Annotated in this window: 20 protein-coding genes, 1 tRNA gene and 1 pseudogene; 11 read left to right on the top strand and 11 right to left on the bottom strand. The window is 46.2% G+C overall.

Annotated elements, in window-relative coordinates; genetic code table 11:
• Position 1 precedes the first annotated feature (1 nt).
• From ACWA50_RS03625 to ACWA50_RS03610, 4 genes are read left to right on the top strand one after another with little or no spacing between them, the layout of a single operon-like run.
• Positions 2–616 (top strand): helix-turn-helix transcriptional regulator, encoded by a 615-nt coding sequence (locus ACWA50_RS03625; RefSeq protein ID WP_449343128.1) that lies wholly within the window; start codon positions 2–4, stop codon positions 614–616.
• A 10-nt stretch (positions 617–626) separates the two neighbouring features.
• The gene (locus ACWA50_RS03620) at positions 627–1,583 is read left to right on the top strand and encodes a sugar phosphate isomerase/epimerase family protein (protein WP_431053964.1); all 957 of its coding nucleotides are present in this window, start codon (positions 627–629) and stop codon (positions 1,581–1,583) included.
• A gap of 9 nt (positions 1,584–1,592) precedes the next feature.
• Positions 1,593–1,979 (top strand): RidA family protein, encoded by a 387-nt coding sequence (locus tag ACWA50_RS03615; RefSeq protein WP_431053963.1) that lies wholly within the window; start codon positions 1,593–1,595, stop codon positions 1,977–1,979.
• A gap of 2 nt (positions 1,980–1,981) precedes the next feature.
• Positions 1,982–3,232: an MFS transporter gene (locus ACWA50_RS03610; RefSeq protein ID WP_431053962.1), complete on the top strand. Its 1,251-nt coding sequence runs from the start codon at positions 1,982–1,984 to the stop codon at positions 3,230–3,232.
• Positions 3,233–3,296: 64 nt separating this feature from the next.
• Here the strand turns inward: ACWA50_RS03610 and ACWA50_RS03605 are convergent, their stop codons facing one another.
• The 8 genes from ACWA50_RS03605 to iolD all read right to left on the bottom strand — a co-directional run bounded on the left by ACWA50_RS03605 (position 3,297) and on the right by iolD (position 12,314).
• Complete coding sequence (locus ACWA50_RS03605) at positions 3,297–4,232, bottom strand: substrate-binding domain-containing protein (RefSeq protein ID WP_431053961.1); 936 nt, start codon at positions 4,230–4,232, stop codon at positions 3,297–3,299.
• Positions 4,233–4,287: 55 nt separating this feature from the next.
• Positions 4,288–5,175, bottom strand: coding sequence for a sugar phosphate isomerase/epimerase family protein (locus tag ACWA50_RS03600; RefSeq protein ID WP_431053960.1), 888 nt, complete (start codon positions 5,173–5,175; stop codon positions 4,288–4,290).
• A 24-nt stretch (positions 5,176–5,199) separates the two neighbouring features.
• Positions 5,200–6,363 carry a Gfo/Idh/MocA family protein gene (locus ACWA50_RS03595; RefSeq protein ID WP_431053959.1) on the bottom strand — a complete coding sequence of 388 codons (1,164 nt, stop codon included), beginning with the start codon at positions 6,361–6,363 and terminating at the stop codon, positions 5,200–5,202.
• An 11-nt stretch (positions 6,364–6,374) separates the two neighbouring features.
• Positions 6,375–7,295 carry a TIM barrel protein gene (locus ACWA50_RS03590; protein ID WP_431053958.1) on the bottom strand — a complete coding sequence of 307 codons (921 nt, stop codon included), beginning with the start codon at positions 7,293–7,295 and terminating at the stop codon, positions 6,375–6,377.
• Positions 7,296–7,460: 165 nt separating this feature from the next.
• Positions 7,461–8,321 carry an AraC family transcriptional regulator gene (locus ACWA50_RS03585; protein ID WP_431053957.1) on the bottom strand — a complete coding sequence of 287 codons (861 nt, stop codon included), beginning with the start codon at positions 8,319–8,321 and terminating at the stop codon, positions 7,461–7,463.
• Between the two features lie 91 nt (positions 8,322–8,412).
• Positions 8,413–9,423, bottom strand: a complete 1,011-nt coding sequence (iolG, locus tag ACWA50_RS03580) for an inositol 2-dehydrogenase (protein WP_431053956.1) — start codon at positions 9,421–9,423, stop codon at positions 8,413–8,415.
• Between the two features lie 2 nt (positions 9,424–9,425).
• The gene (iolE, locus tag ACWA50_RS03575) at positions 9,426–10,322 is read right to left on the bottom strand and encodes a myo-inosose-2 dehydratase (RefSeq protein WP_431053955.1); all 897 of its coding nucleotides are present in this window, start codon (positions 10,320–10,322) and stop codon (positions 9,426–9,428) included.
• A gap of 51 nt (positions 10,323–10,373) precedes the next feature.
• Entirely contained in the window at positions 10,374–12,314 is a 1,941-nt protein-coding gene (gene iolD / locus ACWA50_RS03570) for a 3D-(3,5/4)-trihydroxycyclohexane-1,2-dione acylhydrolase (decyclizing) (RefSeq protein ID WP_431053954.1), read from the bottom strand.
• 348 nt (positions 12,315–12,662) lie between these two features.
• Here iolD and ACWA50_RS03565 point away from each other — a divergent pair, with 348 nt between their 5' ends.
• The 3 genes from ACWA50_RS03565 to ACWA50_RS03555 all read left to right on the top strand — a co-directional run bounded on the left by ACWA50_RS03565 (position 12,663) and on the right by ACWA50_RS03555 (position 17,310).
• Positions 12,663–14,597: a bifunctional 5-dehydro-2-deoxygluconokinase/5-dehydro-2-deoxyphosphogluconate aldolase gene (locus ACWA50_RS03565; protein ID WP_431053953.1), complete on the top strand. Its 1,935-nt coding sequence runs from the start codon at positions 12,663–12,665 to the stop codon at positions 14,595–14,597.
• A 119-nt stretch (positions 14,598–14,716) separates the two neighbouring features.
• Positions 14,717–16,588 carry a DUF294 nucleotidyltransferase-like domain-containing protein gene (locus ACWA50_RS03560; RefSeq protein WP_431053952.1) on the top strand — a complete coding sequence of 624 codons (1,872 nt, stop codon included), beginning with the start codon at positions 14,717–14,719 and terminating at the stop codon, positions 16,586–16,588.
• Positions 16,585–17,310 (top strand): 3'-5' exonuclease, encoded by a 726-nt coding sequence (locus tag ACWA50_RS03555; protein ID WP_431053951.1) that lies wholly within the window; start codon positions 16,585–16,587, stop codon positions 17,308–17,310. Before ACWA50_RS03560 ends, ACWA50_RS03555 begins: the two co-directional genes overlap by 4 nt.
• 61 nt (positions 17,311–17,371) lie before the next feature.
• Here ACWA50_RS03555 and ACWA50_RS03550 read toward each other — a convergent pair.
• The 3 genes and pseudogenes from ACWA50_RS03550 to selA all read right to left on the bottom strand — a co-directional run bounded on the left by ACWA50_RS03550 (position 17,372) and on the right by selA (position 21,691).
• Positions 17,372–18,344, bottom strand: a pseudogene (locus ACWA50_RS03550) (IS3 family transposase).
• A 78-nt stretch (positions 18,345–18,422) separates the two neighbouring features.
• A complete protein-coding gene (gene selB, locus ACWA50_RS03545) occupies positions 18,423–20,303 on the bottom strand; it encodes a selenocysteine-specific translation elongation factor (protein ID WP_431053950.1) in 1,881 nt (626 codons plus the stop codon).
• Positions 20,300–21,691 (bottom strand): L-seryl-tRNA(Sec) selenium transferase, encoded by a 1,392-nt coding sequence (gene selA, locus ACWA50_RS03540; protein WP_431053949.1) that lies wholly within the window; start codon positions 21,689–21,691, stop codon positions 20,300–20,302. The genes selB and selA overlap by 4 nt, the downstream gene beginning before the upstream one ends.
• 88 nt (positions 21,692–21,779) lie before the next feature.
• On the opposite strand from selA, the gene ACWA50_RS03535 reads away from it, so the two are divergent.
• The 4 genes from ACWA50_RS03535 to mioC all read left to right on the top strand — a co-directional run bounded on the left by ACWA50_RS03535 (position 21,780) and on the right by mioC (position 24,527).
• A tRNA-Sec gene (locus ACWA50_RS03535) sits at positions 21,780–21,874 on the top strand.
• 487 nt (positions 21,875–22,361) lie between these two features.
• On the top strand, positions 22,362–22,892 hold the full coding sequence (locus tag ACWA50_RS03530; protein WP_431053948.1) for a hypothetical protein: 531 nt from the start codon (positions 22,362–22,364) through the stop codon (positions 22,890–22,892).
• Positions 22,893–23,316: 424 nt separating this feature from the next.
• Positions 23,317–24,057: a Fic family protein gene (locus ACWA50_RS03525; protein ID WP_431053947.1), complete on the top strand. Its 741-nt coding sequence runs from the start codon at positions 23,317–23,319 to the stop codon at positions 24,055–24,057.
• Positions 24,058–24,080: 23 nt separating this feature from the next.
• The gene (mioC, locus tag ACWA50_RS03520; RefSeq protein WP_431054278.1) at positions 24,081–24,527 is read left to right on the top strand and encodes an FMN-binding protein MioC; all 447 of its coding nucleotides are present in this window, start codon (positions 24,081–24,083) and stop codon (positions 24,525–24,527) included.
• The last annotated feature ends 181 nt before the right edge of the window (positions 24,528–24,708 follow it).

The raw sequence follows: 24,708 nt of genomic DNA, 5'->3' as shown, positions 1-24,708 counted from the left end.
AATGCTAAAAAACCTATTGGGCAATGATTGCGAAGTGGTATTGCACTCGTTAGCTGATTTGCAATGCTCGGTAGTCAAGATAGTGAATTCTCATTTGACCGATAGGGCAGTGGGCGCGCCGATCACCAGCACGGCCTTAAATATGCTGAAACAGATGACGGAAGAAAAGACATTTGTAACCGATGCCTATTTTACCCATGCGAAAAACGGACAAAAAATGCGTTCCATCACTCAAGCCGTACTGGGTGAAAACGATCGCATTATCGGGTTGCTCTGTGTCAATTTAAGCCTTGATACCCCATTACACGATTTCATGTCTTTTTTGTTGAGTACGAATACGGCTCAAGTGCAATCGGCGGCAGTCAATGAAATTAAAAACGGGGAACTGTTTGCAGAGAATATCGACGATTTATTTAATCAGACGGTTGAGAAAGTCATCAGCAGAATCAGTCATGATCCGACTATCGGCGTAAATAATAAAAATAAACTGATTATCGCCGAGCTTTACCAACAAGGGCTGTTCGAATTGAAGGGGGCGACCAAAGCCATTGCCAATTTATTGGGAATTTCAACCCACACCGTATATTTACACTTACGCAATTGTTCCGGCGCATAGGGAGTCAGCAATGAAATTCGGATTGGAAACAGAGTCTTGCCATCTTCTTTTTCAACATCGGCAAATGGACGTATTTTCTTTTATTCAAAAAACATGGGAACTGGGGTTGAGCGGCGTCGAATTGAATATTATTCCTGACTTGAATCTCCACCCGCAATTCGGCGTGCTCGACGGTGATCAAAAAACCTATTTGCACCGTGTAAGGGAAACGATTGAAAAATATAATCTTTATTGCGAAATAGACACCCGGTTTTGTGATACGGAAAGTTTAACGCCGGCATTGAAAATTGCCAATGAGCTGGGCGCCGACGTAGTGCGAACCTATGTCAGCAGAGGCAAGTTTAATCCGGAACGCATGGCAAAAGCCCCGGCCCAATTGAAAGCGATCGTACCGTTGCTCCAGAAATACCGCATTAAATTGGCATTGGAAAATCACGAACACGAAACATCACAAGAAATTATCCACATTATCGAAGCGGTAAACAGTCAATGGGTCGGCGCACATTGCGACATCGGTAATTCCATGATGGCGTGGGAAGATCCGGTCGAAGCGGTGAAAACACTGGCGCCTTATACCTATTCCACCCATTTTAAAGATCATATCGTGGTGATGCATGATGATACTCCCGTTGTGTGCGGTGTGCCTATCGGTCAGGGAAACATTGATATTGATCAATGCTTTAAAATTTTACTGGAGGATTCGCCGGTTACACATATCAATATCGAAAATTGCTATCCCTATTGCGCCCGTTTTGCACGCCCGAAAGGTACGGGAGGCGTGGATACTTTTAGCGGCGCTTTTCAAATCAAACCGCCTCCTTTCGCAGAGAGTTTAATCAAACCGTTAGATTACTATTATCCCCATCAGATTTCTGCACAAGCGCTGGCGATTCTTACACAAGCACAATTGGACGGGCTGAAAATCTCAATTGATGCCCTACATCACTTAAAACAAAAATATTGTTAAGGAGAAATAATGAAACAGATTATCCATACCGCACTTGCGCCACCGGCGATCGGACCTTATGTACAAGCCGTCAGGGTTAAGGACTGGCTTTATATCTCGGGTTGCATACCGATTGCGGCCGACACCGGCAACATGGTTGTCGGTGCTATCGAAGAACAGACCCGTCAAGCGCTAAAAAATCTGGAGGCTATTTTAACGGCAGCCGGCGGTTGTAAAAAAGATATTGTGAAAACAACCTGTTTTTTGACAGACCTTGAGCAGTTTAATTCGTTTAATCGGATCTATTCGGATTACTTTGGGAATGCGTATCCTGCCCGCTCCTGTATTGAGGTTTCGCGTTTGCCTAAAGACGCACTCGTCGAAATAGAAGCGGTCGCCTATCTCGGAGGAGTGTAATTATGGACAGAACAACAGGATTATTTACGAACAAATGGGTGCAATTGGGTTTTTTGGTGCTCGGCGGCGGTACTATTTATAAACTATCCAGTATCAAAGATGTTTTTTATGTGCCGATGCAACAAGATTGGGGGCTGAGCAATACCGAAATCGGCTTAGGTTTCACGTTTTATGCCATTGTACAAACACTCGGCTATTTTTTCTCAATGTATCTCGCCGATCGTTTTTCGAAAAAATATTTGCTACCGGCAGGGCTGTTGGGGGTTGCCGCTTGCGGACTTTACTTATCCACCCTTCCTTCGTTTACCGGTTACGTTTTTGCGTTTGCCGGACTGGCTTTTTTCGGAGAAGTGGTCTATTGGCCGGTGCTGCTCAAAGCGGTACGCTTACTCGGCACAAAAGAGGAACAGGGCAGATTATTCGGCTTTTTAGAAGCCGGACGCGGCATTGTCGATGTGATTGTCGCTTTCGGCGCACTGGGTATCTTTGTCTTGTTCGGTGAAGGCAAAGCCGGCATGCAAGCGGGTATTCTCTACTATGCATTAATAACCGCACTTGTCGGCGTAGTAACTTATTTCTTGGTCGGCGACGAAGATCACATTAAAGTCACCGCGAGAGACAAATCAGCCAATGCGAAAGTTTTCAGCGGTATTCTTTATGTGATTAAAGATATCAATACTTGGTTGGCCGCATTTGTCATTTTCTTTGTGTACTCGTCCTATACCGGTCTGACTTATTTTATCCCGTTCTTAAAAGATATTTACGGTTTGCCGGTCGCATTAGTCGGCGCGTACGGTATCATCAATCAATACGGTTTAAAAATGATTGGCGGGCCGGTCGGCGGCTTTTTATCGGATAAAGTATTCCGCTCGCCGTTAAGATATTTACAAACTGCATTTATCGTGGCTTTTGTCAGTATGATCCTTTTTATTCAATTACCGCACGAATCGATGAGTGTTTATCTCGGTATGACGGCAACATTAGGCTTCGGTGCGATTATTTTTACGCAAAGAGCGGTGTTTTTTGCTCCGATGGAAGAGATTGGCGTGCCAAGGGAATATGCCGGTTCTTCGATGGCATTAGGTTGTTTAATCGGTTATATGCCGTCAATGTTCGGTTATACGCTATACGGCTATATGCTTGATAATTATCCCGGCATTACCGGCTACAATAATGTTTTTTATATTATGTCCGCTTTCAGTTTACTTGGATTCGGTTGTGCGACGATTTTGATCCGCCGTATGCGCAAGTAGTGTTATCACTCGGCACCGCACTTTTCATCTCCTCATAAGTGCGGTGCCGGTTAAGATATATACTTTAATCTTTTAATTCGGTGATACGTTCTGCTTCTCTAACATTCTCTTTCTTAATGATCAACGGCGCAAAATCCAGCCCTTCTATTGCTTTCCCCTCACGCAAGTTATCCGCAATTTGGCTTAACGCGGTGCTGACGGCATAGCTCGGGCGTTGGTCGGCGGTCACATAGAGCCAATCATCTTGAATACGGGACAAGGCTTCCGGCCCGGCGTCAAAACCGGTAACCATAATGTCACCGGCTTTATAGCCCAGCGCTCTCAATGCCTCGATCGCCCCCATCGCCATATCGTCATTGGCGGACAGAATCACGTCGGGTTTTTGCTTCAAGGTCGGCAGCACGCTTTCGATAATACGTAGCCCTTCGGAACGCAACCAATTACCGCTTTGGTCGACAATGATTTTGTATTGCGTGCCATATGATTTCAGTTCATCACGAATCCCTTGTGTCCGTTCAATATTCGAGGTTGAACCCGGCTGCCCGGTTAATAAAATAATATTTGCCCCGTCCGGAAATTTCGCTTTTAACTCTTGTGCGATTTTTTGTCCGCCCAAGTAGTTATTGGCACCGAAATGCGGAATATTTTTTTCGCTGATCACTTTGCGATCGACCGTCGCGACGACGACGCCGGCATTGATCGCATCTTCCACTGCCGCCGCAATCGCATTCACATCATTCGGCGCGATCAAAATGGCTTTGGCGCCTTTGGTGATAGAATTATCAACATCCGATGTTTGTTTGGTCGAACTGTCTTGCCCGTCCAGCACTTGCACTTTCAGATCAAGCGCTTTACCGGCTTCGGCAGCGGCTTGACTCATTTTTATTTGAAACGGGCTATACAGGCTGGGAGAGCTGAAAGCGACCACTTCGTTTTTTGCAAACGCATTCAGTGCCAATCCGGCAGATAACAGTAAAACAAGTTGGTTGATCTTTCTCATATGAAACTCCTTAAACAGGTTTTAAGTCGATTTGATAATGCCATTGCATGATTAATCATGAGGTTAATAATTCTTTTTCCAGTCGTTCTCTGGCTTTAGGCGCCTCCACCGCCATTTTTTCCGGAAAACCGAACATAGAAACGCAAGCAATCGATTCGCCGCCGACGGCAAAAGTGCGGTCGGCAAAATTCATTTTTCTCAGGCTTTCAAAAATACCGTCGAAATCAACTTCCCCCTCTCCAAGCGGTAAGTGCTGGTGAATGGTGGAACAACAACCCGGCGGATTCATGATGTAACGGCAATCAATGGTATGGTTATGCGTATCGGCGAATAAAATATGTGATAAATCCGTACCGGCATATTCCAACATGGCACGCACATCGCCTTTTCCTTTGTCATAAAAGAAGCCGTGCGGTGCGGAATAAACATATTTAAGGTGCTCGGAACGGTAGGATTTCACCATATCAACCGTTTCATTATTGAATTCGCAAAAGTCATAAGGGTGCGACTGAATCTCGCAACGGATACCATATTTTTCAAACAGCGGCATTAATTCATCCAATGAGCGGAATAACATACCGTTACAGATTTCAGGCTGGTGCGGATCGCCGGATAATTCGGTGTTGATCACCCTCACATTCATACTGTCGGCAATTTCGATCATACGTTTCCAATTTGCAACGGCATGCCGGCGCTGCTCTTCCGTCGGGCCCGACCAGCGGTAAACCACGATAAATGACGAGATTTCCACACCGGTCCGCTGAAGTGCGGTGCGGTATTCTTGTTCGCATTCTTTGGAAAACAACGGATGTTTATAAAACGGATTGATTCTCGGGTGTGGCGATTGCTCAATATATTTATAGCCCCAATCCGCAACTTGGTGAACCATATCACTGATTCCCATTTGTTTCGCCAACACATCAACATCAAATGCAATTTTCATAAGATAGCCTCTCTTTGTTGTAATTTATTGATAATCGACCCAAACCGCGCCCAGGTCTGCGGATTTCACACAATTTTCCACCCAGCGCACGCCTTCGACACCGGCAGAGATGTCCGGATACCAAAAGTCGAACCGCCGCCCTTCGTTTTTACATATAATCGCTTCGGCAAAGCGGGCATAGAGATTTGACCAGGCTTCGAACAGCCCTTCAGGGTGTCCGCCGCCAATCCGATCTTCTTTCAAGGCACTGTCATGCAGATAGCCCATGCCTCTTTCCAAAATTCTGACCGGTTCGCCTTGAATTTCTAAACGTAGCTGATTAGGCTGCTCGTCCCACCATTCGAGACTGGCTTTTTCGCCGATAACCCGGATCCGTTGCCCGTGCATTGAACCGGCGTTGACACAGCTCGACCAAACGCTGCCGACGGCTCCCGTGTCATACTCCATTAAGGTCAACGCATTGTCTTCCAATGGGGCGCGGCTTTGCACAAAACTTTGCCGTGAACACAGCAAGCGTTTAATGCGTAAGTGCGGTAGCAACACTTCGGCAATAAACAACGGGTGCGTGCCCAAATCGCCCAGCACATAACTCGGGCCTGCCATTTTCGGATCAACCCGCCATTTTGTGCTTTCAGCCTCTTTTTCAACGGCAACATTATGAAATCCGTGCGCGAATTCCATTTTTACAATCCGAATCTCGCCCAAAACACCCTCAGCGATAAGACGGCGCCCCTCCTCAATCACTTGATGACCGGCATAACCGTAAGTGATAGCGACTATTTTTTGCTGCTTTGCGGCAAGCGCCGCCAGCTCTTCCGCTTGTTTAACCGTGAAGCACAGCGGTTTTTCGCAAATAACGTGCAAGTTGGCTAATAATGCGGCTTTGCAAATGTCATAATGCGTGCCGTTGGGGGTGGCGATTGAGACGGCTTCTATACCGTCCGCCCGTTGCGCTTCTTGGTTAAACATCGTTTGGTAATCCGGATAGCAGCGTTCGGCGGTAACGTGCAGTTGCTGTCCGAATGCTTTTCCTCTTGCAAAATCCAGATCGAAAGCGCCGGCAACCAATTCAAAGCAAAAATCCCGTAACGCTGCCGAACGGTGTATATAGCCGATTTGACTGCCGTGACCGCCGCCGACCATTGCCCAGCGGATAGGTCTTGCCACACGTTTTTCTCCGTAAATCATCTTTTGCTCCTTTAAAATCCAATGTGTTTCAAATAATCGCGACTGATTTTGACATCGTTTAAACTCGAACCTGAATTTCGCGGATCCCGCTCTTGTTCTACCGTGATATAACCTTGATAATTCAGCGTTTTTAAAAGATGATAGATCTCCGGATAAGCAAGCGTGCCTTCCCCGATTCGGCACATTACGCCTTTTGCACAGGCTTCAAAGAAACGGATTTTTTCGTTCATCACCTTTTGATAGACGGACAAATCAATATCTTTGAAGTGTAGGTAATCAACAAACGGCCAATATTTTTTTAATGCCGCCGGCGGCTCTATTTTCGAATAGTAAAGATGGCCGGTGTCTAAACATAATCCGGCTAAATCATAAGGAATATCGCGCACCACATTGTCAATTTCATCTGCAAACTCAATATATCCGCCGGCATGCGGGTGGATAACCGCCCTTATGCCGTAGCTTTGCGCAATAGCAGCCAGTTTTTTGATATGGGACATCATCTGCTGCCACTGTATCGGCGATAAGCGCGGGGCGGTATCGGGATGACCGGCGGCATAATCGCGTTCATCGTGTCCCCAGTCGATAAGCACTAAATAGGGCGTAGCAAATTTTTGATCCGGCTCAGGCGCTACTTGCGGCAGTTTTGTTATTAATTGGCAAATGTTATGCGCTTGCCGCTCCAAAGCGGCTTGATTTTCAATTGAAACCAGATCATCGAAAATAGTGCCGGCAACAATAAACAGATCGTTTTTGGCGAGTTCATCGGATACTTGTTGAACATCAATCGGTAAATAGCCGTAAGGCCCTAGCTCAATGCCTTTGTAACCGGCTTGGGAGGCTTCGTGTAATACTTGAGTCCAGTGCGGTAAATAAGGATTTTTGGGATCATCCACCCCCCAACAACAAGGGGCGGTGCAAATTTTTATACTCATACTTCACTCCTTTTGGTTAAGTTGTGAGTGAAGTATATAAATTATTTTGGTCGGAAAAGTTTAACATCTTGCTTTTTCATCACCGCAAAACGTTAATATTATGTTAAGAATGTCACGTTTTAGTTATGTCATCTTCATTATCTTGCGCTGCCCGTCGAAATAAGACTATTTTTTCCGTCCAATCCAGTAAGTGCGGTAGGCGGTAGGTGAAATTCCCGTCATTTTGGTAAAAATGGTACTGAAATAGTTGATATTGTCATAGCCGACCAACGTGGAAATTTGGGTTATGCTATAACCGGTATTGATCAATAACGATTGCGCCTCACCTATTCTACGCCGCAGCATATATTGGATCAGTGAGAAACCGCTGCCCTGTTTAAATAAATGGGAAAGATAATAAGGGCTGACATTAAATTGTCGGGCAATCGAAGATAATGAAATATTCTCCCAATAATGGCTGTCAATATAGCGTTTAACCTGATGAATCAACATCAATTCATTATTTTTATTGGCTTGTATATTGCGACGGGGAATGTTTGAAATGATGGTGATCAGTGACGCCAGTAAATAACGGCAAGTTTCAGTGGCCGTATTGGGATTTTGTCTGATTTGTGAGTCCATAATACCTAAAATCGCATTGATATCCTCTGCATAATCGCCCGCAGGCAGCACTGCCGGATAATCCAGCTCAAGCAAATGGTTTATTTTTTTGCCTTTTATTTTTAAATTATTAATTCCGCAACAATATACGGTCATATCGCTACCGATTTCCGCCACTTCGTCATGCAACACATCTTGGTTAAAAATTAAGATATCGCCGGCTTGGGTTTGATATTTTTCATTGCCGATTAAATGATTCCCTTTGCCTTTCACAATAAACACTATTTCTAAACGATCATTATGTTTGTGTAATAGCCGGGGAAAATAGTCTTTCATCGTTTCGGTATTACATAAATAAAGCAGTTGCGGTAAACAATTATTTTCAAAAATAGAGTGCTTGTTTTCTTTAACAAAATATTGCAACATTGCCTCCTCCTCACGCTCCAGATTCGATTGACCTTAAACAAAAAAGGCACAAAAGTGCCTTTTAACGATCAGATAACATTCATTTTATTGTTTAGCTAATCTCACTAATCTTAACCGGTCTGCCTTCTTCCATGGATTTTTTCGCGGCTAAGGCGATAAGTACCGGTTGCAATCCGTCGTCGCCATTGACAACGGTCGGTTTGTCATTCACCACCGAATCGACGAAGCAGGAGATTTCATCGGCGAAGGATTGCATATAGCGTTCGAGGAAGAAATATTTCGGTTTTTCCGCTACCACGCCGTTTTCACCGGAGAAAACCGCACTTGAGCCGGTGTCGTTGCTGATTTGGATTGCGCCTTTCGAGCCGAACACTTCGGCACGTTGATCGTAGCCGTAAACCGCTTTGCGGCTGTTGTCGATCACGCCGATGGCGCCGTTTGCCAGTTTCAAGGTGATGACGGCGGTATCGATATCGCCCGCTTTGCCGATTTCCGGGTTGACCAACACGCTGCCGACCGCGAACACTTCGGTGACATTGCTGCCCGACAGATAGCGGATCATGTCGAAATCGTGAATCGTCATATCAAAGAACATCCCGCCGGAGACTTTAACGTATTCGATTGGCGGTGCGTCAGGGTCGCGCGAGGTCACCTTGATGATGTGCGGTTCGCCGATGTCACCGGCAACCACGCGATCTTTAATCGCTTTAAAGTTGTGATCAAAACGGCGGTTGAAGCCGACTTGGAATTTCACGCCGGCTTTTTCCACTTCCGCCAGCACTTGCTTGATTCTGCCGACATCGGCGTCAATCGGTTTTTCACAGAAAATGTGTTTGCCCGCTTGTGCCGCTTCGATTGAAATCGGAGCGTGGGTGTTGGTGGAGGAGCAGACCAACACCGCATCAATTTCCGGATCTTGCAAGATTTGTTTGTAGTCGTCATAGACATGCGCAATGCCCATCGATTGCGCCCAGCTTTGCAGCTCATCAGTCACTTTAATATCGGAAATCGCTTTGATTTCCGCGCCTTTGACGTATTTGCTGATACTTTCCGAATGCACGCGCCCGATACGGCCTGCGCCGATAATACCTACTTTAATCATAATCAAACTCCTGCTACGTCTTTAATGTATTTACGGCCTTTTAAGGCGTATTCAAATGGGTTTGCCAATGCCGGATCTTGTTCGGCTTCCACCACCATCCAACCTTGGTAACCGTGTTTTTCTAAAATTTCAAAAATCGGTTTGAAGTCAATCACGCCGTCGCCCGGTACGGTAAACGTCCCTTTTTTCACCCCTTCGAGGAAACTTAAATCGTTGGCTTTGACTTCGGCAACCACTTCATCACGCACGTCTTTCAGGTGAACGTGGACAATGCGGTCGATATATTTTTCCAACACGTCCAACATCGCTTGTTGCGAGCCTTCGGAATAATACAGATGTCCGGAATCGAACAACAGATAGACATCATCATTGGTCACTTCCATATAGCGATCCACCTCGGCAGGCGTTTGGATACCGGTGCCCATATGGTGGTGCAGACAGACTTTCATGTCTTTTTCGGCGGCTAATTTTGCCAGTTCGTTATAGCCTTCCGCCAACAACTGCCATTCGGTATCGCTGAACACGGTTTTTTCTTTGAAAATCGCTTTTTTCTGCCCTTGAATACTGCGGCTTTGCTCGGAACAACCGATCACTTTGGCGCCCATGGCGTGTAGAAAATCGCGGTGTTGGATAAAATCCTTAATCGTTTGCTCTTTTTTACCGTCCACAAAAAAGGTGCTGAACCAGGCGTTACAAATTTGAATGCCGCGCACGTCCAGTTTGTGTTTTAACACTTTGATATCGCGCGGATATTTATTGCCGACTTCGCAGCCTTCGTATCCTGCCAACGCCATTTCGCTGACACACTGCTCGAACGTATTCTCCGCCCCCAGTTCAGGCAAATCATCGTTGGTCCAGCCGATTGGGGCGATACCTAATTTGACATTTTCTGCTTTCATCTTTTTCTCCTTGAGAAGGTTGATTTTAAATTTCAATTTGATTCGTTCCGATTAATAACGGCGCGCACGCTGAATTTGAATCTCCGCATTTTTAAAGGCTTCGCGCACCCGCTCTTTTTCCGAGACTTCCGCCACGCCGACGTGCCACCAACTGCCGTAACCGTGCACCATGGTTTTCGGCAGCACTTTAATATCGATCAGGGTCGATACTTTTTGCAGTTTGGCATCGGCAAGTGCGGTTTGTAACTCTTCTTCCGTTCTGACTTTATAAGTTTTACAGCCGTAAGAGGCGGCATTCATCGCAAAATCGACCGGAATAAACCCGGCGTCGAGTTTGTTGCTGTGCGGATTGCGGAAGCGGAACTCGGTGCAGAAACTGTCCATGCCGTGTCCGATTTGCAGGTTGTTGATACAGCCGTTGGTCATGTTGTCTAACAGAATAATATTGATTTTTTTGTGTTCCTGAATCGAGGTGATCAATTCGGAATGGAGCATTAGGTATGAACCGTCGCCTAGGAAAGCGTACACCTCTTTTTCCGGCTCGGCGATTTTCACCCCCAAGGCGGCATTGACTTCATAGCCCATGCAGGAATAGCCGTATTCCAGATGGTAGGTATTTTCGCCTTTGCTTTGCCAAGTGCGCTGTAAATCGCCCGGTAAGCTGCCGGCGGCGGCAACGATAATATCGTTTTCACCCAAGCTGTGGTTTAAAATGCCCAACACACGGCTTTGGGTCAGCACCGAACCGGTGAGGCGCTGGAATTCTTGATAAACGCTGTCGGTATCCAAGCGGTCATTCACTTCCGGCACAAAATCTTTTCCGCTGTAGGTCACGTGGTAAACCCGATTTAATTCTTGTGCAAATTGTTGTTTGGCTTGCGCGATTTGATCTTGCCATTGGGTTTGATATTGTTCGGCTGCCAGCTTGTGTTGCAGTTGCGACAATGTCGCTTTGGCATCGGCGGTCACTTGCACCCCGTCCAGTTTATACGCATCAAAACGGGCGATATTGATATTTAAAAACTCTACTTCCGGATGTTGGAAAATCCATTTGGACGAGGTGGTGAAATCGGTATAACGTGTGCCGACACCGATAATCAGATCGGCTTCTTTCGCCAATAGATTCGCCGCGAGACAACCGGTTTCGCCTACGCCGCCGACATTTAAAGGATGGCTGGATACCACCGCACTTTTACCGGCTTGGGTTTCGGCAAACGGAATTTGATAGGCTTCGGCAAAGGCTTTTAACTCGGCTGCCGCTTCTGAGTAACGCACGCCGCCGCCACAGATAATCAAGGGTTTTTGCTTGCGTTTAATCAATTCCACCGCTTGCCGCAACATCGGTTCGGTCGGTAAGGTGCGTTCAATGCGGTGGATTCGTTTTTGTAGGAAATAATCAGGGAAGTCGTAGGCTTCGCTTTGCACATCTTGCGGCAGCGCAATCGTCACCGCACCGGTTTCCGCCGGATCGGTCAGCACCCGCATTGCATTAATACACGCCGTCATCAACTGCTCAGGGCGGCTGACCCGATCCCAATATTTACTGACCGCTTTAAAGGCGTCGTTGGTGCTGATACTTAAATTGTAGCTTTGTTCGATTTGTTGCAGCACCGGATCAGGCTGGCGCGTGGCGAATACATCGCCCGGTAATAGCAATAACGGAATGCGGTTAGCGGTCGCCGTTGCGGCGGCGGTGATCATATTGGCCGCGCCCGGCCCGACAGAGGAGGTGCAGGCGTAAATCTGTTTGCGCGCCTTTTGTTTGGCAAAGCCCATTGCTGCGTGCGCCATGCCTTGTTCGTTGCGTCCTTGGTGCACAATCAGCTGTCCGCTGTCTTGTTCCAATGCTTGCCCCAAACCGAGTACATTACCGTGTCCGAAAATACCGAAAATGCCTTTCACAAATTTCGTTACTTTTCCGTCCACTTCAACATATTGATTATCCAAGAATTTTACCAGGGCTTGTGCGACGGTTAATTTTTGTGTTTTCATAGTTTCTCCTGCGTGATCCATTCCGACTATGTGAATACTTCAACTGCGGTTTTCATCATTAACTATCGCTATTCTACTTAAAATAAATTTCAGTTAAACATAAAATGAAATGTAAATTTCATTTTTGCGAGCTGGATCAATTTCTGTGATAAAAAAGCAGAAAAAAATGATTTTTTATACCTCAACCGAGCAAGCGGAAAAACTTTTTTTGGGATCTCGATCTCAAAAAAGAGTAATAGCAATAGCAAAATGAAATATTTATTCTAAAATGAATAGTGTTAAATGTTTTATTTTGATTGCCCGATCCGAAATCGGGAACAGAATCAATGCCAATAGGAGAGCCCCCTTATGTCGAAAGAAACAGTGTTGAAAACAGTAGCAGACAAACCCCTCGATTTAATTTGCTTAGGACGGATTGCGGTGGATCTGTACGGACAGCAAATCGGCGCACGCTTGGAAGATGAAACCACCTTTGCCAAATACCTCGGCGGCTCATCGGGCAATGTGGCGTACGGCACGGCAATTCAAGGGCTGAAATCGTCGATGTTGGCGCGGGTCGGCGATGAACATATGGGGCGTTTTTTACGCCAAGAGCTGGAAAGCGTCGGTGCCGATACCAGCCATTTAATCACCGATAAAGAACGGCTGACCGCACTTGTGATTCTCGGGATTAAAGATAACGAAACCTTTCCGCTGATTTTCTACCGTGATAATTGTGCCGATATGGCGATTAGCGCCGACGATTTCAGCGAAGACTACATTGCCTCGGCGAAAGCCTTGGCGATCACCGGCACGCACCTCTCGCACCCGAAAACCCGCCATGCGGTGCTGACCGCACTTGAGTATGCCGGACGCAACGGCGTGAAGCGCTTGTTGGATATTGATTACCGTCCGGTGTTATGGGGCTTGACCTCGCTCGGCGACGGCGAAACCCGTTTCATTGATTCCAAAGCGGTGACTGAATCGTTGCAAGAAGTGTTGCACAATTTCGATGTGCTGGTCGGCACGGAAGAGGAATTTCATATCGCCGGCGGTTCGACCGATACGTTGACCGCACTTAAGAACGTGCGCAAATGCAGCCAAGCAACTTTGGTGTGCAAGCGCGGCGCATTAGGTTGCTCGGTGTTTGAAGGCGACATTCCCGATGATTTGGACGGCGGCTTAAATGTGTACGGTGTGCGCGTGGCGGTGTTGAACGTGCTGGGCGCAGGCGACGCCTTTATGTCGGGGTTATTGCGCGGCTATATCAACGGCGAAGGCTGGGAGCAGGCGTGCCGTTATGCCAATGCTTGTGGCGCACTGGTGGTTTCCCGTCATGGCTGCGCGCCGGCAATGCCGACCAAAAAAGAGCTGGACGACTATTTATCGCGAGCCGAATCCGTGCCGCGCCCTGATCTCGATGAGGGTTTAAATCATTTGCACCGTGTGACTACGCGCAAAACCGAATGGAATAACCTCTGTATTTTTGCCTTTGATCACCGTAAACAACTGGATGATATGGCACAAAAGTGCGGTGCCGATCCGAAACGGATACCGCACTTGAAAACCTTATTGCTGCAAGCCGCGGAACAAACCGCCAAGGCGGAAGGCGTGGACAACGGGCAATCGGGCATTTTAGCCGACACCACTTACGGACAAGACGCACTGAATGCCATTACCGGTAAACACTGGTGGATTGGCCGCCCGATTGAAAAACCGTCGTCCCGTCCATTGGCATTGGAACACGGTGATTTAGGCAGCCAGTTGATTTCGTGGCCGAAAGAACACGTTGTCAAATGTTTGGTATTCTACCACCCGCATGACAGCGCGGAACTGAAAGCGCAGCAGGATCAAAAACTGTCAGAGGTATACCAAGCCTGTTGCCGCACCGGACACGAACTGCTGCTGGAAATTATCCTGCCGTTGGATATGCCGCAACAAGAGGCGTATTACCAGCAGATTATCGCTCACCTGTATGGATTGGGGATCAAACCGGATTGGTGGAAATTGCCGGGCATGAGTGCCGACGGTTGGGCGGCATTAAGCCGCGTCATCGAGCAAAACGACCACTATTGCCGCGGCATTTTGATTCTCGGTTTGGACGCCCCGGAAGCGGTGTTTGACGACACCTTCAAAGCCGCCGCCAATGCGCCGCTGGTGAAAGGCTTCGCCGTCGGCAGAACCATTTTCGGCGAACCGTCCGCCGAGTGGTTGGCAGGTAAACTCAGCGATCAACAACTGATTGATGAAGTCTCCGCCCGCTATCAACGCTTAATCCGCTTGTGGAAAAAATACCGCACTTGATGGTTTGGACCGTGACGTGAAATAGAAAAAGGCACCTTGAATATTGAATTTAAGGTGCCTTTGCTTTTTACACTGGTTAAAATAAATTTATTTGTTATTTCTCCAGATAAGGAAATGCCGTGGATTCTTCTTTAATTCCGAATATTGAATGGTTTATTGCACAGGTTGATCCGTTTCATCACCTGCCGAAAACGTTGATTAGCCAAATTGCAGCCAATATTGAAATCCGCTATATTCCGCAAGGTGAAGTGATTGCATTTGAGGAACAGGCGGATAAACGTTGTTTATATTTGATTCGGATCGGGGCGGTCGAACAGAAAAAACCGAATGGCGAGCTACGTGCCCGCTTGGAAAGCGGCAGTATTTTCGGATTCAGTATTTTTAACCCGAAAGAAGACGAGCAATATACCGCCTGTGCGATTGAAAACAGCCTGATTTATCAGATTCCCTATGCGCTGTTGAGCGGTATCGTGCAGCAACACCCGCAATATGCCGCTTATTTTGCCAGCGAAGCCGGTGTGCGCCTGCATGAGGCGTCAAAAAGCACTTGGTTGCAAAACCAGGACGGGATTTTTATGAAAAGCGTGGTCGAGGTGGCGAACCGTAAAATTGCAACGGTCGAAGCGTCGGCTACCATCAAGGAAACGGCGGCAAGTATGTGCCGTCAACGGCGCTCGTCAGCGTTGGTTATGCGGCATGGCAAATTGGTCGGGATCGTCAATGATCGCGATATGACCAAAAAAGTGGTGGCGCAGGCATTGGATGTCAATTTGCCGATCAGCCATATTATGACCGCCGACCCACCGACGGTTGCCGCCAGCGAATTGGTGCTGAACGCCATTTCTTTGATGATGCAACATAATCTTCGTAATTTACCGGTGATCGAAAATGAAAAAGTGATCGGCATTCTTACTGCGACGGATTTGGTGCAGAAAAACAGCACCCAGTCTATTTTTATGATTAATCATATTTTCCAAGCCGATAGTTTAGCCTTGTTGGTGGATTTGTCGGCAAAACGGCAAGCGATTTTCGAAGGCTTAATCGAAAGCGGCGTGGATTATCGCAATATTATGCAGGTGATGACCCTGATTGCCGATGCATTTCACCAAAAACTGTTGATGATGGCGGAGCACCGGTTTGGCGCCCCGCCTTGTGCCTATAGTTGGTTCGTTGCCGGTTCACAGGCGCGTTATGAAATCCATCCGCTCTCCGATCAAGATAATGCGATTATCACCGAGCGGGAATTAGAGCCATCCGAGCAAGCCTATTTTTCGCAGCTGGCGACCTTTGTCAACGACGGTTTGGACAAGTGCGGTTATGCGCATTGCTCCGGCGGATATATGGCGTCTAATCCGAAATGGTGCCAATCCCTCACCCGTTGGCAAGCGGATTTCAAACATTGGATTGTGAATCCGGAGTTGGAAGGATTACTAAATGCGTCGGTATTTATGGATCTGCGAGCCATCCATGGTTCAACTGATTTGGCAGAGCGGCTTACCGGTTTTTTTGCCAAGTTAGTGCAGCATAACCGCCGTTTTTTGGCGTTTATGGTGGCAAATACAATTCGGGTCAAACCGCCGTTGAGTATCTTCAGAAACTTTGTGTTGATCAAAGACGGCGAGCATAAAAACAAACTGAATCTGAAAAAACGGGCGATCAGCTTATTGGTCGATTTGGGACGGATTTATGCATTGTCCGCCGGTATCGGGCAGACGAAATCCACCGAGGCGCGGTTTATCGCCTGTTATGAGAACAAGGTGATCAACAAAGAAACCTTGGATGATATTTTAGGCGCCTACCGTTTCGTATGCGAAGTGCGGTTTAAATATCAATTGCAAGCGCTGCGCCGACAGCAGCTGCTGACCAACCATATTGCCCCGGATGAGCTGACTTCGTTCGAACGGAATAATTTAAAAGATGCTTTCCGTTTAATTGCCAAATTGCAGGAAGCGGCAGAATTGCGCTTTTCACAGAAAGGGTTAATCCGATGAGCAGTGTATTGTCGCGTTGGTTGCAACGGTTTGATCCATTGTCGAAGCTGGAAAAACAACGGCGGAAATTAGTGCAGTCAAAGCGTTGCCCGGCGGAGTTATTACCGCTGTTTGATATGCCTTACCCGGAATTGGCGGCGGATCTGACCCGGCTGAATTATCTGGCGATTGATTTTGAAACCAGCGGTTTGAACCCGATGATCGATCATATTTTGAGTGCGGCGGCGGTGCCGATTGATTGTTTAACCTTGAAGCTGTCAGGCTCATGGCACCAGTTTGTTGCCGATCAGATCGTTAAACAGGATACCGCGGTGATTAACCACATTGTGCCGCAAATGTTACAAAGCGCGGTCGCCTTGGAGCAAGTGATGTCCACCCTGTTCACTTTAATGCGCGGCAGAATCGTGATTGCTCACGGTTCGAGCATTGAACGGCGTTTTATCAATCACTATCTGGCAATGCATTACAAAATGCCGTTTTTCCCGCTACTTTGGTTGGATACCTTGAAAATCGAGCGCTCGTTTGTTAGTACGCAAGCCCAGGCGATTAACCCTCATTATCAATTGACGACGGTGCGCCGGCATTACCACTTGCCGGAATATGTAGCGCATAACGCCTTAAGCGACGCAATTGCCGCCGGCGAGTTGTTTTTGGCACAGCTGATTCGTCTGTTCGGTTCCCAACCGAAAACGTTAGGAGTGGTGTATAAACGTTCACAATAGCGCAGTTGGCTAAAAATAAACCCCGTGTGTGGCATGATCTGACCCCAAAAAGTTGGACTGCTTAATGAACGGATTGAGTTCGATATTGTATCGGGTTTAATCCTTTTAATCTTACTTGAATTCGTTCAGTATTGTAATACTCAATATATTGATGAACCGCCTGCTCAATGTCATCTGCCGTATCAAATTGCCGAACATAAAAACATTCTGTCTTCAGCCTGCCGAAAAAACTTTCCATTGCGCCATTATCCAAACAATTTCCCTTTCTCGACATACTGATTTGAATCTGATTATCTGCCAATATCTTGCGATAAGACGGCATTTGATACTGCCGGCCTTGGTCTGAATGTAATATCGGCGTTGCCTCCTTCGGGAGCTTATTCACGGCTTGTCGCAACATCTGCTCAACCAGTGCCCGGTTTGGACGACGACCAAGTTGATAGGCAATCACCTCATTGTTAAATAAATCTACCATTGGCGATAAATAAACCTTATTACCGTCTTTCGCTTTAAATTCAGTGATATCTGTCACTAACTTCTCGTAGGCGTTTTCTGCCTTTCGGCTTCGTCTTTCAGGGATAATTCCATCGACTTTTTTAAGATGGCATTCTCCGCACGCAAACGTAAATTCTCTTGTTCTAATTGTTTTAACGGCGTTAATGGCTTAACGTGTTTTTTCGATTTATTCGGTTTATTCACGGCTGGTCGTCCTTTGGGCTTATCAATCAGTCCATTTATGCCAAATTGTTTGAAACGTTGCAACCATTGATAAACAACACTGCCGTTTGATACGCCCAGGTCAGTTCGGTGTGTTGTATATATTCAATGGCTTTCAGTTTATCTTCAAGCCTATATTTTCGTTGTATATCTAGGACGGCTAGCCCATCAAGACCGGAATATTGATATTGTGCAATCCATTGGCGAATACTGCGTTGGGCAACCTGAAAATGTGTTGCGGTTTTGCTGATAGATTGATGATGTTGAAAATAATATTCAACGATTTGTTGTTTCAATACTTGGGTATATTTAGTCATAAAAATCTGCACCTTAGTCAGTTGGTTTTGCAGTCCAACTTTTGGGGGGCAGATCAACATTAAGGCGTTTTTTATCCGCTAAATTTGTTCGAAAATATCCGCATCGCGTAGTAAATGCTGATCGCCTTTGCGCCGCAAAAAACCGCACTTGTCGAAATATTCGATTAACTGCACCGTCATTTTCCGCCCGAATTGCAACTGATCGCGCAGCTCATTCACCGAAATCGCCCCGTGTTGTTCAATATGCACTTTAATCCGTTCGGCATAAGCATACAGAGTTTCAGTTAAGAAAAAGCGGTCTTTGATAATCGCGGTCAGATAGCCCAGTTTACCGGCTTTATACAGAAAATTACGCATCACACTTTCATCGATTGCCAATAGTTTGGCAAGATCGCGCACCCAAACCGCTTGCCCCTGCGCCGCTAAAAATGCCGCTTCGGTGCGTTGCCACAACTGTTGTTCCTCCTCGGTGAAGGCAATTTTATGATCGGGCAAATGAATCCAACCGCGGGTTTGTGCCAAATCCCCTTGTTGCAGCAACGTCTGGATAAAGTGATAAATCACGCTTTGCGGTTGTTTCAGTGCCGCCATGCGTTGCAAACGCGCTTTGGAAATACCTAATTGATCAGGATGTTGCTGATGATACAAATGCAACGCTTGCACTAATTTTTGCTGCTGTTGTTGCCGATAATCCTGATTAAACACATAGCCTTGCAACGCAGTAAATGCTAACGTCGTCTGCAACTCGGCAAACTGCGTTTCAGTTAACTGTTCCGCCCAGCAAAGTGCGGTTTGTTCAACACAACCCCGTTGTAAATAGCGGCTAATCCGCTGTGCCTGGGTTTCCGCTTGCGCCAATTGCCACAAATATGCCAAACGCGCCGGTTGGCGTTTATACCGTTGCGGCGAGGCGATTTCCAACACACTCGCGCCGGCAAGGGTGTGTTGATTATCGCCGCTGCGCACAATCACTTTATCGCCAAACGCCAAAAACAGTGGCTGTTGTAATATCAGTTCGGCAAGTACTTTTTCATTCTGTTGCATTGAAGCCGTTTCAACCGCACTTTGCTCCAACAACGTCAATTTGCCGACAGTGTGGCTGGCGGCGTGATAAATATGCACGGCTTGGCTGGCTTTTAACGCCTGAATCGGATTTAACAACAGCGTAATCCGATCGTTGGCTTGTGCTTGCGCATGGGAAAACAGCCAGTCGCCGCGTGTGATTGCCAGTTGATCGGCGGCTAAATTTAACGCCAAGCGTTGCCCAGCCACGCCGTGGGTATTTTGCTGATTTTGCGCATGGATATTCTTCACCCGAATCGTTTGTTTCAGCTGGCTGGATAAAAATAGCGTGTCATCAATCGCCACTTGTCCGGCAAATGCCGTGCCGGTCACCACTTTGCCCGCGCCTTTGATATGAAAAGTGCGGTCAATCGCATAACGGAACGGTTTTTCGCTAGCCTGATTTTTTTGGCTTAATCCGAATAAATACCGTTTTAGCTCGCCAATTCCTTGCCCGTTTACCGTTGACGTGGCAAAAACCGCACTTTGCGTCAAAAACGGATAACGTTGTTTTAACTGTTGTTGCAACTGGTTAATTTGTTCCGCCGAGGCTTTATCCGCCTTGCTGATTACTACAATAATTTCTTTAAAATCCAATAAGTTAAGAATGGCAAGATGTTCTTCGGTTTGCGGCTTAATCCCCTCGTCGGCTGCCACCAGCAACAGCGCATACTGCACGCCGCCGACACCGGCAAGCATATTGGATAAAAAGCGTTCGTGCCCCGGCACATCAATAAAACCCAAAATCTGATCGCCGTACGGCAAATAGGCATAGCCCAAATCAATGGTCATGCCGCGTTTTTTTTCTTCCGGCAAATGGGTGGTGTCGGTGCCGGTGAGGGCGCGAATCAAGGCGGTTTTGCCGTGATCGACGTGTCCTGCGCTGACTATAATCATAATTCGTCCAAGGTGATAAAAAGTTGTTGCGGATTGGCAAGACTGCGCAAATCCAACCACAGTTTTTGCTGTTCAATCCGCCCGATAATCGGCTGGCTCAGCTGTTTCAACGAACGGATCAACTGCATTAACTCCTCATTTTTGCCCGAGTGCGGTCGCAAGGTGATCGCTAATGACGGAATGCGGGACATCGGTTGCGATCCGCTACCGATCTGTGCCGAACTGGCTTCGATCTGCAAGCCATAATCCGCGCCCAGTTTTTCTTGCAACTTGGCCAATAGCGGCTCGGCAATCGCTTGTAATTGGCCCACATCTTGGGTTAATAACTGCAAAGTCGGGTTGCTGTGCGCTAATTTTTCCGGGAATAGATAATCACGCAAAGTGGCTTCCAAACCGGCTAAAATCACCTTGTCGCAACGCAACACCCGTTTGAGCGGGTGCTGTTGCAACTGCTCGATATAGGCTTTTTTGCCGACGATAATGCCCGCTTGCGGTCCGCCAAGTAGTTTATCACCGGAAAAACAGACCAAATCCACGCCGTCTGCCAACATTTTTTGCGGGGTCGGTTCGGTCGGCAAACCGTATCGACCGAGATCGACTAATGCGCCACTGCCCAAATCGCTGATTAACGGCAGTTGCTGTTGTTGCGCCAACTGCGCCAATTCCGCTTCGCCGACACTTTCGGTAAAACCGCAAATTTGGTAGTTGCTGCTGTGAACTTTCAGCAAAAGTGCGGTATTTTCGTTGATTTGTTGCTGATAATCGGTTAAACGGGTGCGGTTCGTCGTGCCGACTTCCACCAGTTTACAACCGGCTTGCTGCATAATGTCCGGAATGCGAAACGCACCGCCGATTTCAATCAGCTCGCCGCGTGAAATAATCACCTCTTTACCGCTGGCAAAGGTCGCCAGCAGCAACAACACCGCCGCCGCATTGTTATTCACGATACACGCCGCTTCCGCCCCGCACAACTGCGCCAACAAGTCGCTGCAATATTGATCGCGATGGCTGCGTTTGCCCTGCGCCAAATCAAATTCCAACGCCACGTTTTCTTGCATTGCGCCTAACGCCGCCTGTTGCGCCGACCGCCCCCACAACGCACGTCCTAAGTTGGTGTGCAACACCGTCCCGGTCAGGTTATGCACTTTCTTGATCGCCACCTGCTGTTGCTGTTGCAGTTCATGCGCCACTTTTTTATACAACGCGCTAAAATCACTGAAATAGCGCGGCAGCTGCTGTTGTTGCCGAATCTGCACCCGCGCCTGCTGCAACAAACTACGCAACTGCGCCACCACCGCCGAATGCCCGAACCGCTCGCTCAGCAATTGCCCCTGCGGGGTATTCAAAATTTTGTCGATTGAAGGTAATGCGCGATAAAGTTGGTTCATAACCGCCCCGAATTCAAATAATAACAAGAGATATATTGATTTTAATGCTATTTGAATTAAAATTCAGTACAATATTGTGATTATCAATGGAAGAGCGTCGTTTCCGGTGAAGCGGCAGGACTTCAAATCCTGTTGAGGCTGCCAGCAGTCTCGGGTGGGTTCAACTCCCATTCTCTTCCGCCACTTCACTAATCATACTGTTTCATACTTCCGTATATCGCCCAATAAAACCCAATAACATCAATCATTTAGCTAAAATCTATTCATCACTGTTAATCATATTTTATCACTCTATATCACTTTTTTTGTTCCCTGTTTTATACTATCACCTTAACTCCCTAAATTTACTCCCTAAAAATGCCATTTTTGAAAAATAAATAGGGAACAATAAATCCATAACTCACTGAATATAAAAATGAAAAACAAGATCACCACAGGGATAAAAAAGGATAAATCTTCAAAAACAGGGAACTATAAATTTTTATATAGAGAACAAAAACAAAATAAAGAACTCACTAAGTTGTGTTAGCATTTAGATTGCTGCTAGTGTTTTGCTTCGGCGACATAATAACAGCAATTAGGCACCGCAGGACATGCCGTGCTTGCCTGTGGAGGAACGGTGCAATCAAACCGAATTTACAGAAATAATTACTGTTAAAAAGGATATGTTATGAAAAAAATAGTTATCTTGGCTTTAGCAGCATTATCGCTATTAACTGGCTGTGACAATGAAAAAAACGACACCGCTATCACCACTAGTGAAGGTAATTTCATAGCACAAAAAGAAACCCTGTCATCACAAAATGACGCTGATATTCGTACGGATTTATTAGCTATTAATTCTGTGGTTAATACTTCTAATACTAAAGCATCGGAACTTAATCAAGAGTTGGTTTCTGCAAGTAAAAACAGTGATAGTTCAGCAATAAAAGTTATAATGGGGCGATCAAAAGCGCTGTTAGAATCTACTAATAATTCTTTGTTTGGTTTAAAGATAAAGAGTCAAGAAGTTCAGGATATCCGTATTGGAATTTATCAGGGGAATATGATTTCAATTAAGCTTTATGAACTTTATTTGAAAGATAATCAAACAGATAAAGATAAAGAAGAAATAGAATTACTTCAAAGACAAATGGTTGAGTTGCAGCAAAGTATTGGCAGTAAACTTGACCAATTAAATTCTCAGTACAAGGTACAGTAATGCTTGTCTGCCTAAATCTGCACCATATGCAAGCAAGATTTTATCGGTCGTGCAATTGACACCAACCCTAAAGGCGTTCAGCAATGGACGCTTTTTTAATTGAACGATTAAAAAACTAAACCTCAAATAAAGTTCAGGAGTTCCACTCATGGCAAGGCGAGTTAAGCCACTTTCTGACAGCAAGATTAAGAACGCAAAACCGAAGCAAACCGCCTATTCATTGGCAGACGGTAACGGCTTACCGCTACAATAAACGCAAATGTTACAGGATTGGGCGGACTATGTAGAAAGCTAGGCACCAAGCCCAATAGTCACAGAATAAACACCTAACTGTATGCTAGTACAGTATGCATAGTTATGATTAAATATAGCGCATAATAAGTAATTTCTATTTTGACAATTCGCAAAGCTAAGGGCTGATGAAATGACAGAGCAAATACAACACATTGACGAGTTAAAAAATCAATTGTCGGCATTGCGCCCCTTGAGTGCGGCAGAGCTAAAACGGCTGCAAGAAGAGTTTATTATCGAATCTTCTTATAATTCTAACGCTATCGAAGGTAACACGCTGACACTGCGGGAAACGGCTTTGATTTTGCGTGACGGCATAACCATTGCTGAAAAACCTATCAGAGAACATTTAGAGGTTATCGGCTACAAAGACGCTTTTAATTATCTGTTTGAGCTGGTGGCAAACCGTGAGCCATTAACCGAGCGTACGATTAAAGAAATTCATTCGCTGGTGCTGATGAATGACGCAGAGAATAAAGGCGTATATCGGCGTGTTCCGGTGCGAATCATGGGCGCAGACAATGAACCGGCGCAACCGCACTTAATCGCCGAACAAATGGACGCATTACTTGCTGATTATGCCGATAAATTACAGCACCAACACCCGATAGAGGCGATAGCGTGGCTGCATTTGGCTTTTGAAAGCATTCACCCGTTTATTGACGGTAACGGACGCACAGGGCGGTTATTGTTGAATTTTGAATTGATGAAGTGCGGTTATTTGCCGATTGATATTAAATTCAGTGACAGGGCAAAATATTATCAATGTTTCGATGACTACCAGCACCAACAGCAGCCCAACGCGCTTTTATCATTGATAGCCGGTTATGAAATAGCGGAGTTACAGCGATATATTGCGATTTTAAGCCGTTAATTAACAAAAAAGAGAAAAATATGATGCAGCAAACAGTTTGTATTATCAGCGGCAGCACCCTCGGCAGCGCGGAATATTTAGCGGAGCATTGCGAGGATGTGTTGCAACAACACGGGATCAAAACCGCACTTTTGCATGGTGCGAATTGGGATCAGATCAACGATTTTCAATATTGGCTAATTGTCACTTCAACCCACGGCGCAGGTGATCTGCCGGATAACTTATCGCCGTTATTTGAACATATCGAGCAGGAAATCGATGATTTAAGCCAAGTGCGGTTTGCAGTGATCGGGTTGGGGAATTCCGATTATGATACCTTCTGTTTTTCGGTCAATAAAATCGAAGCAGTGCTAAATCAGAAACAAGCTATTAAGCTAGCTGATAGTTTAAAAATTGATGTGCTTAATTGTTTCGATCATGATCAGGCGGCAGATAACTGGTTACCGCAATTTATCGATCAACTGAAATAATCCGCTTAAAAAACCAGCAAAACGAAAAAAGTTCGCTTGTGGATAACGACGATTATAAGTGTAGATAAACTGTATTTATTATTTGAATAACAATTAAAGCAAATCGGGCTGTGGATAAAACCGCACGTTATCCACAAGATTTATTAAGCGACAAGCGATCTTTTTCACACGATCCAAAATG

It is taken from the genome of Testudinibacter sp. P17/SS/0325 (assembly GCF_053570765.1).
This window is presented reverse-complemented; position numbering and strand designations above follow the sequence as displayed.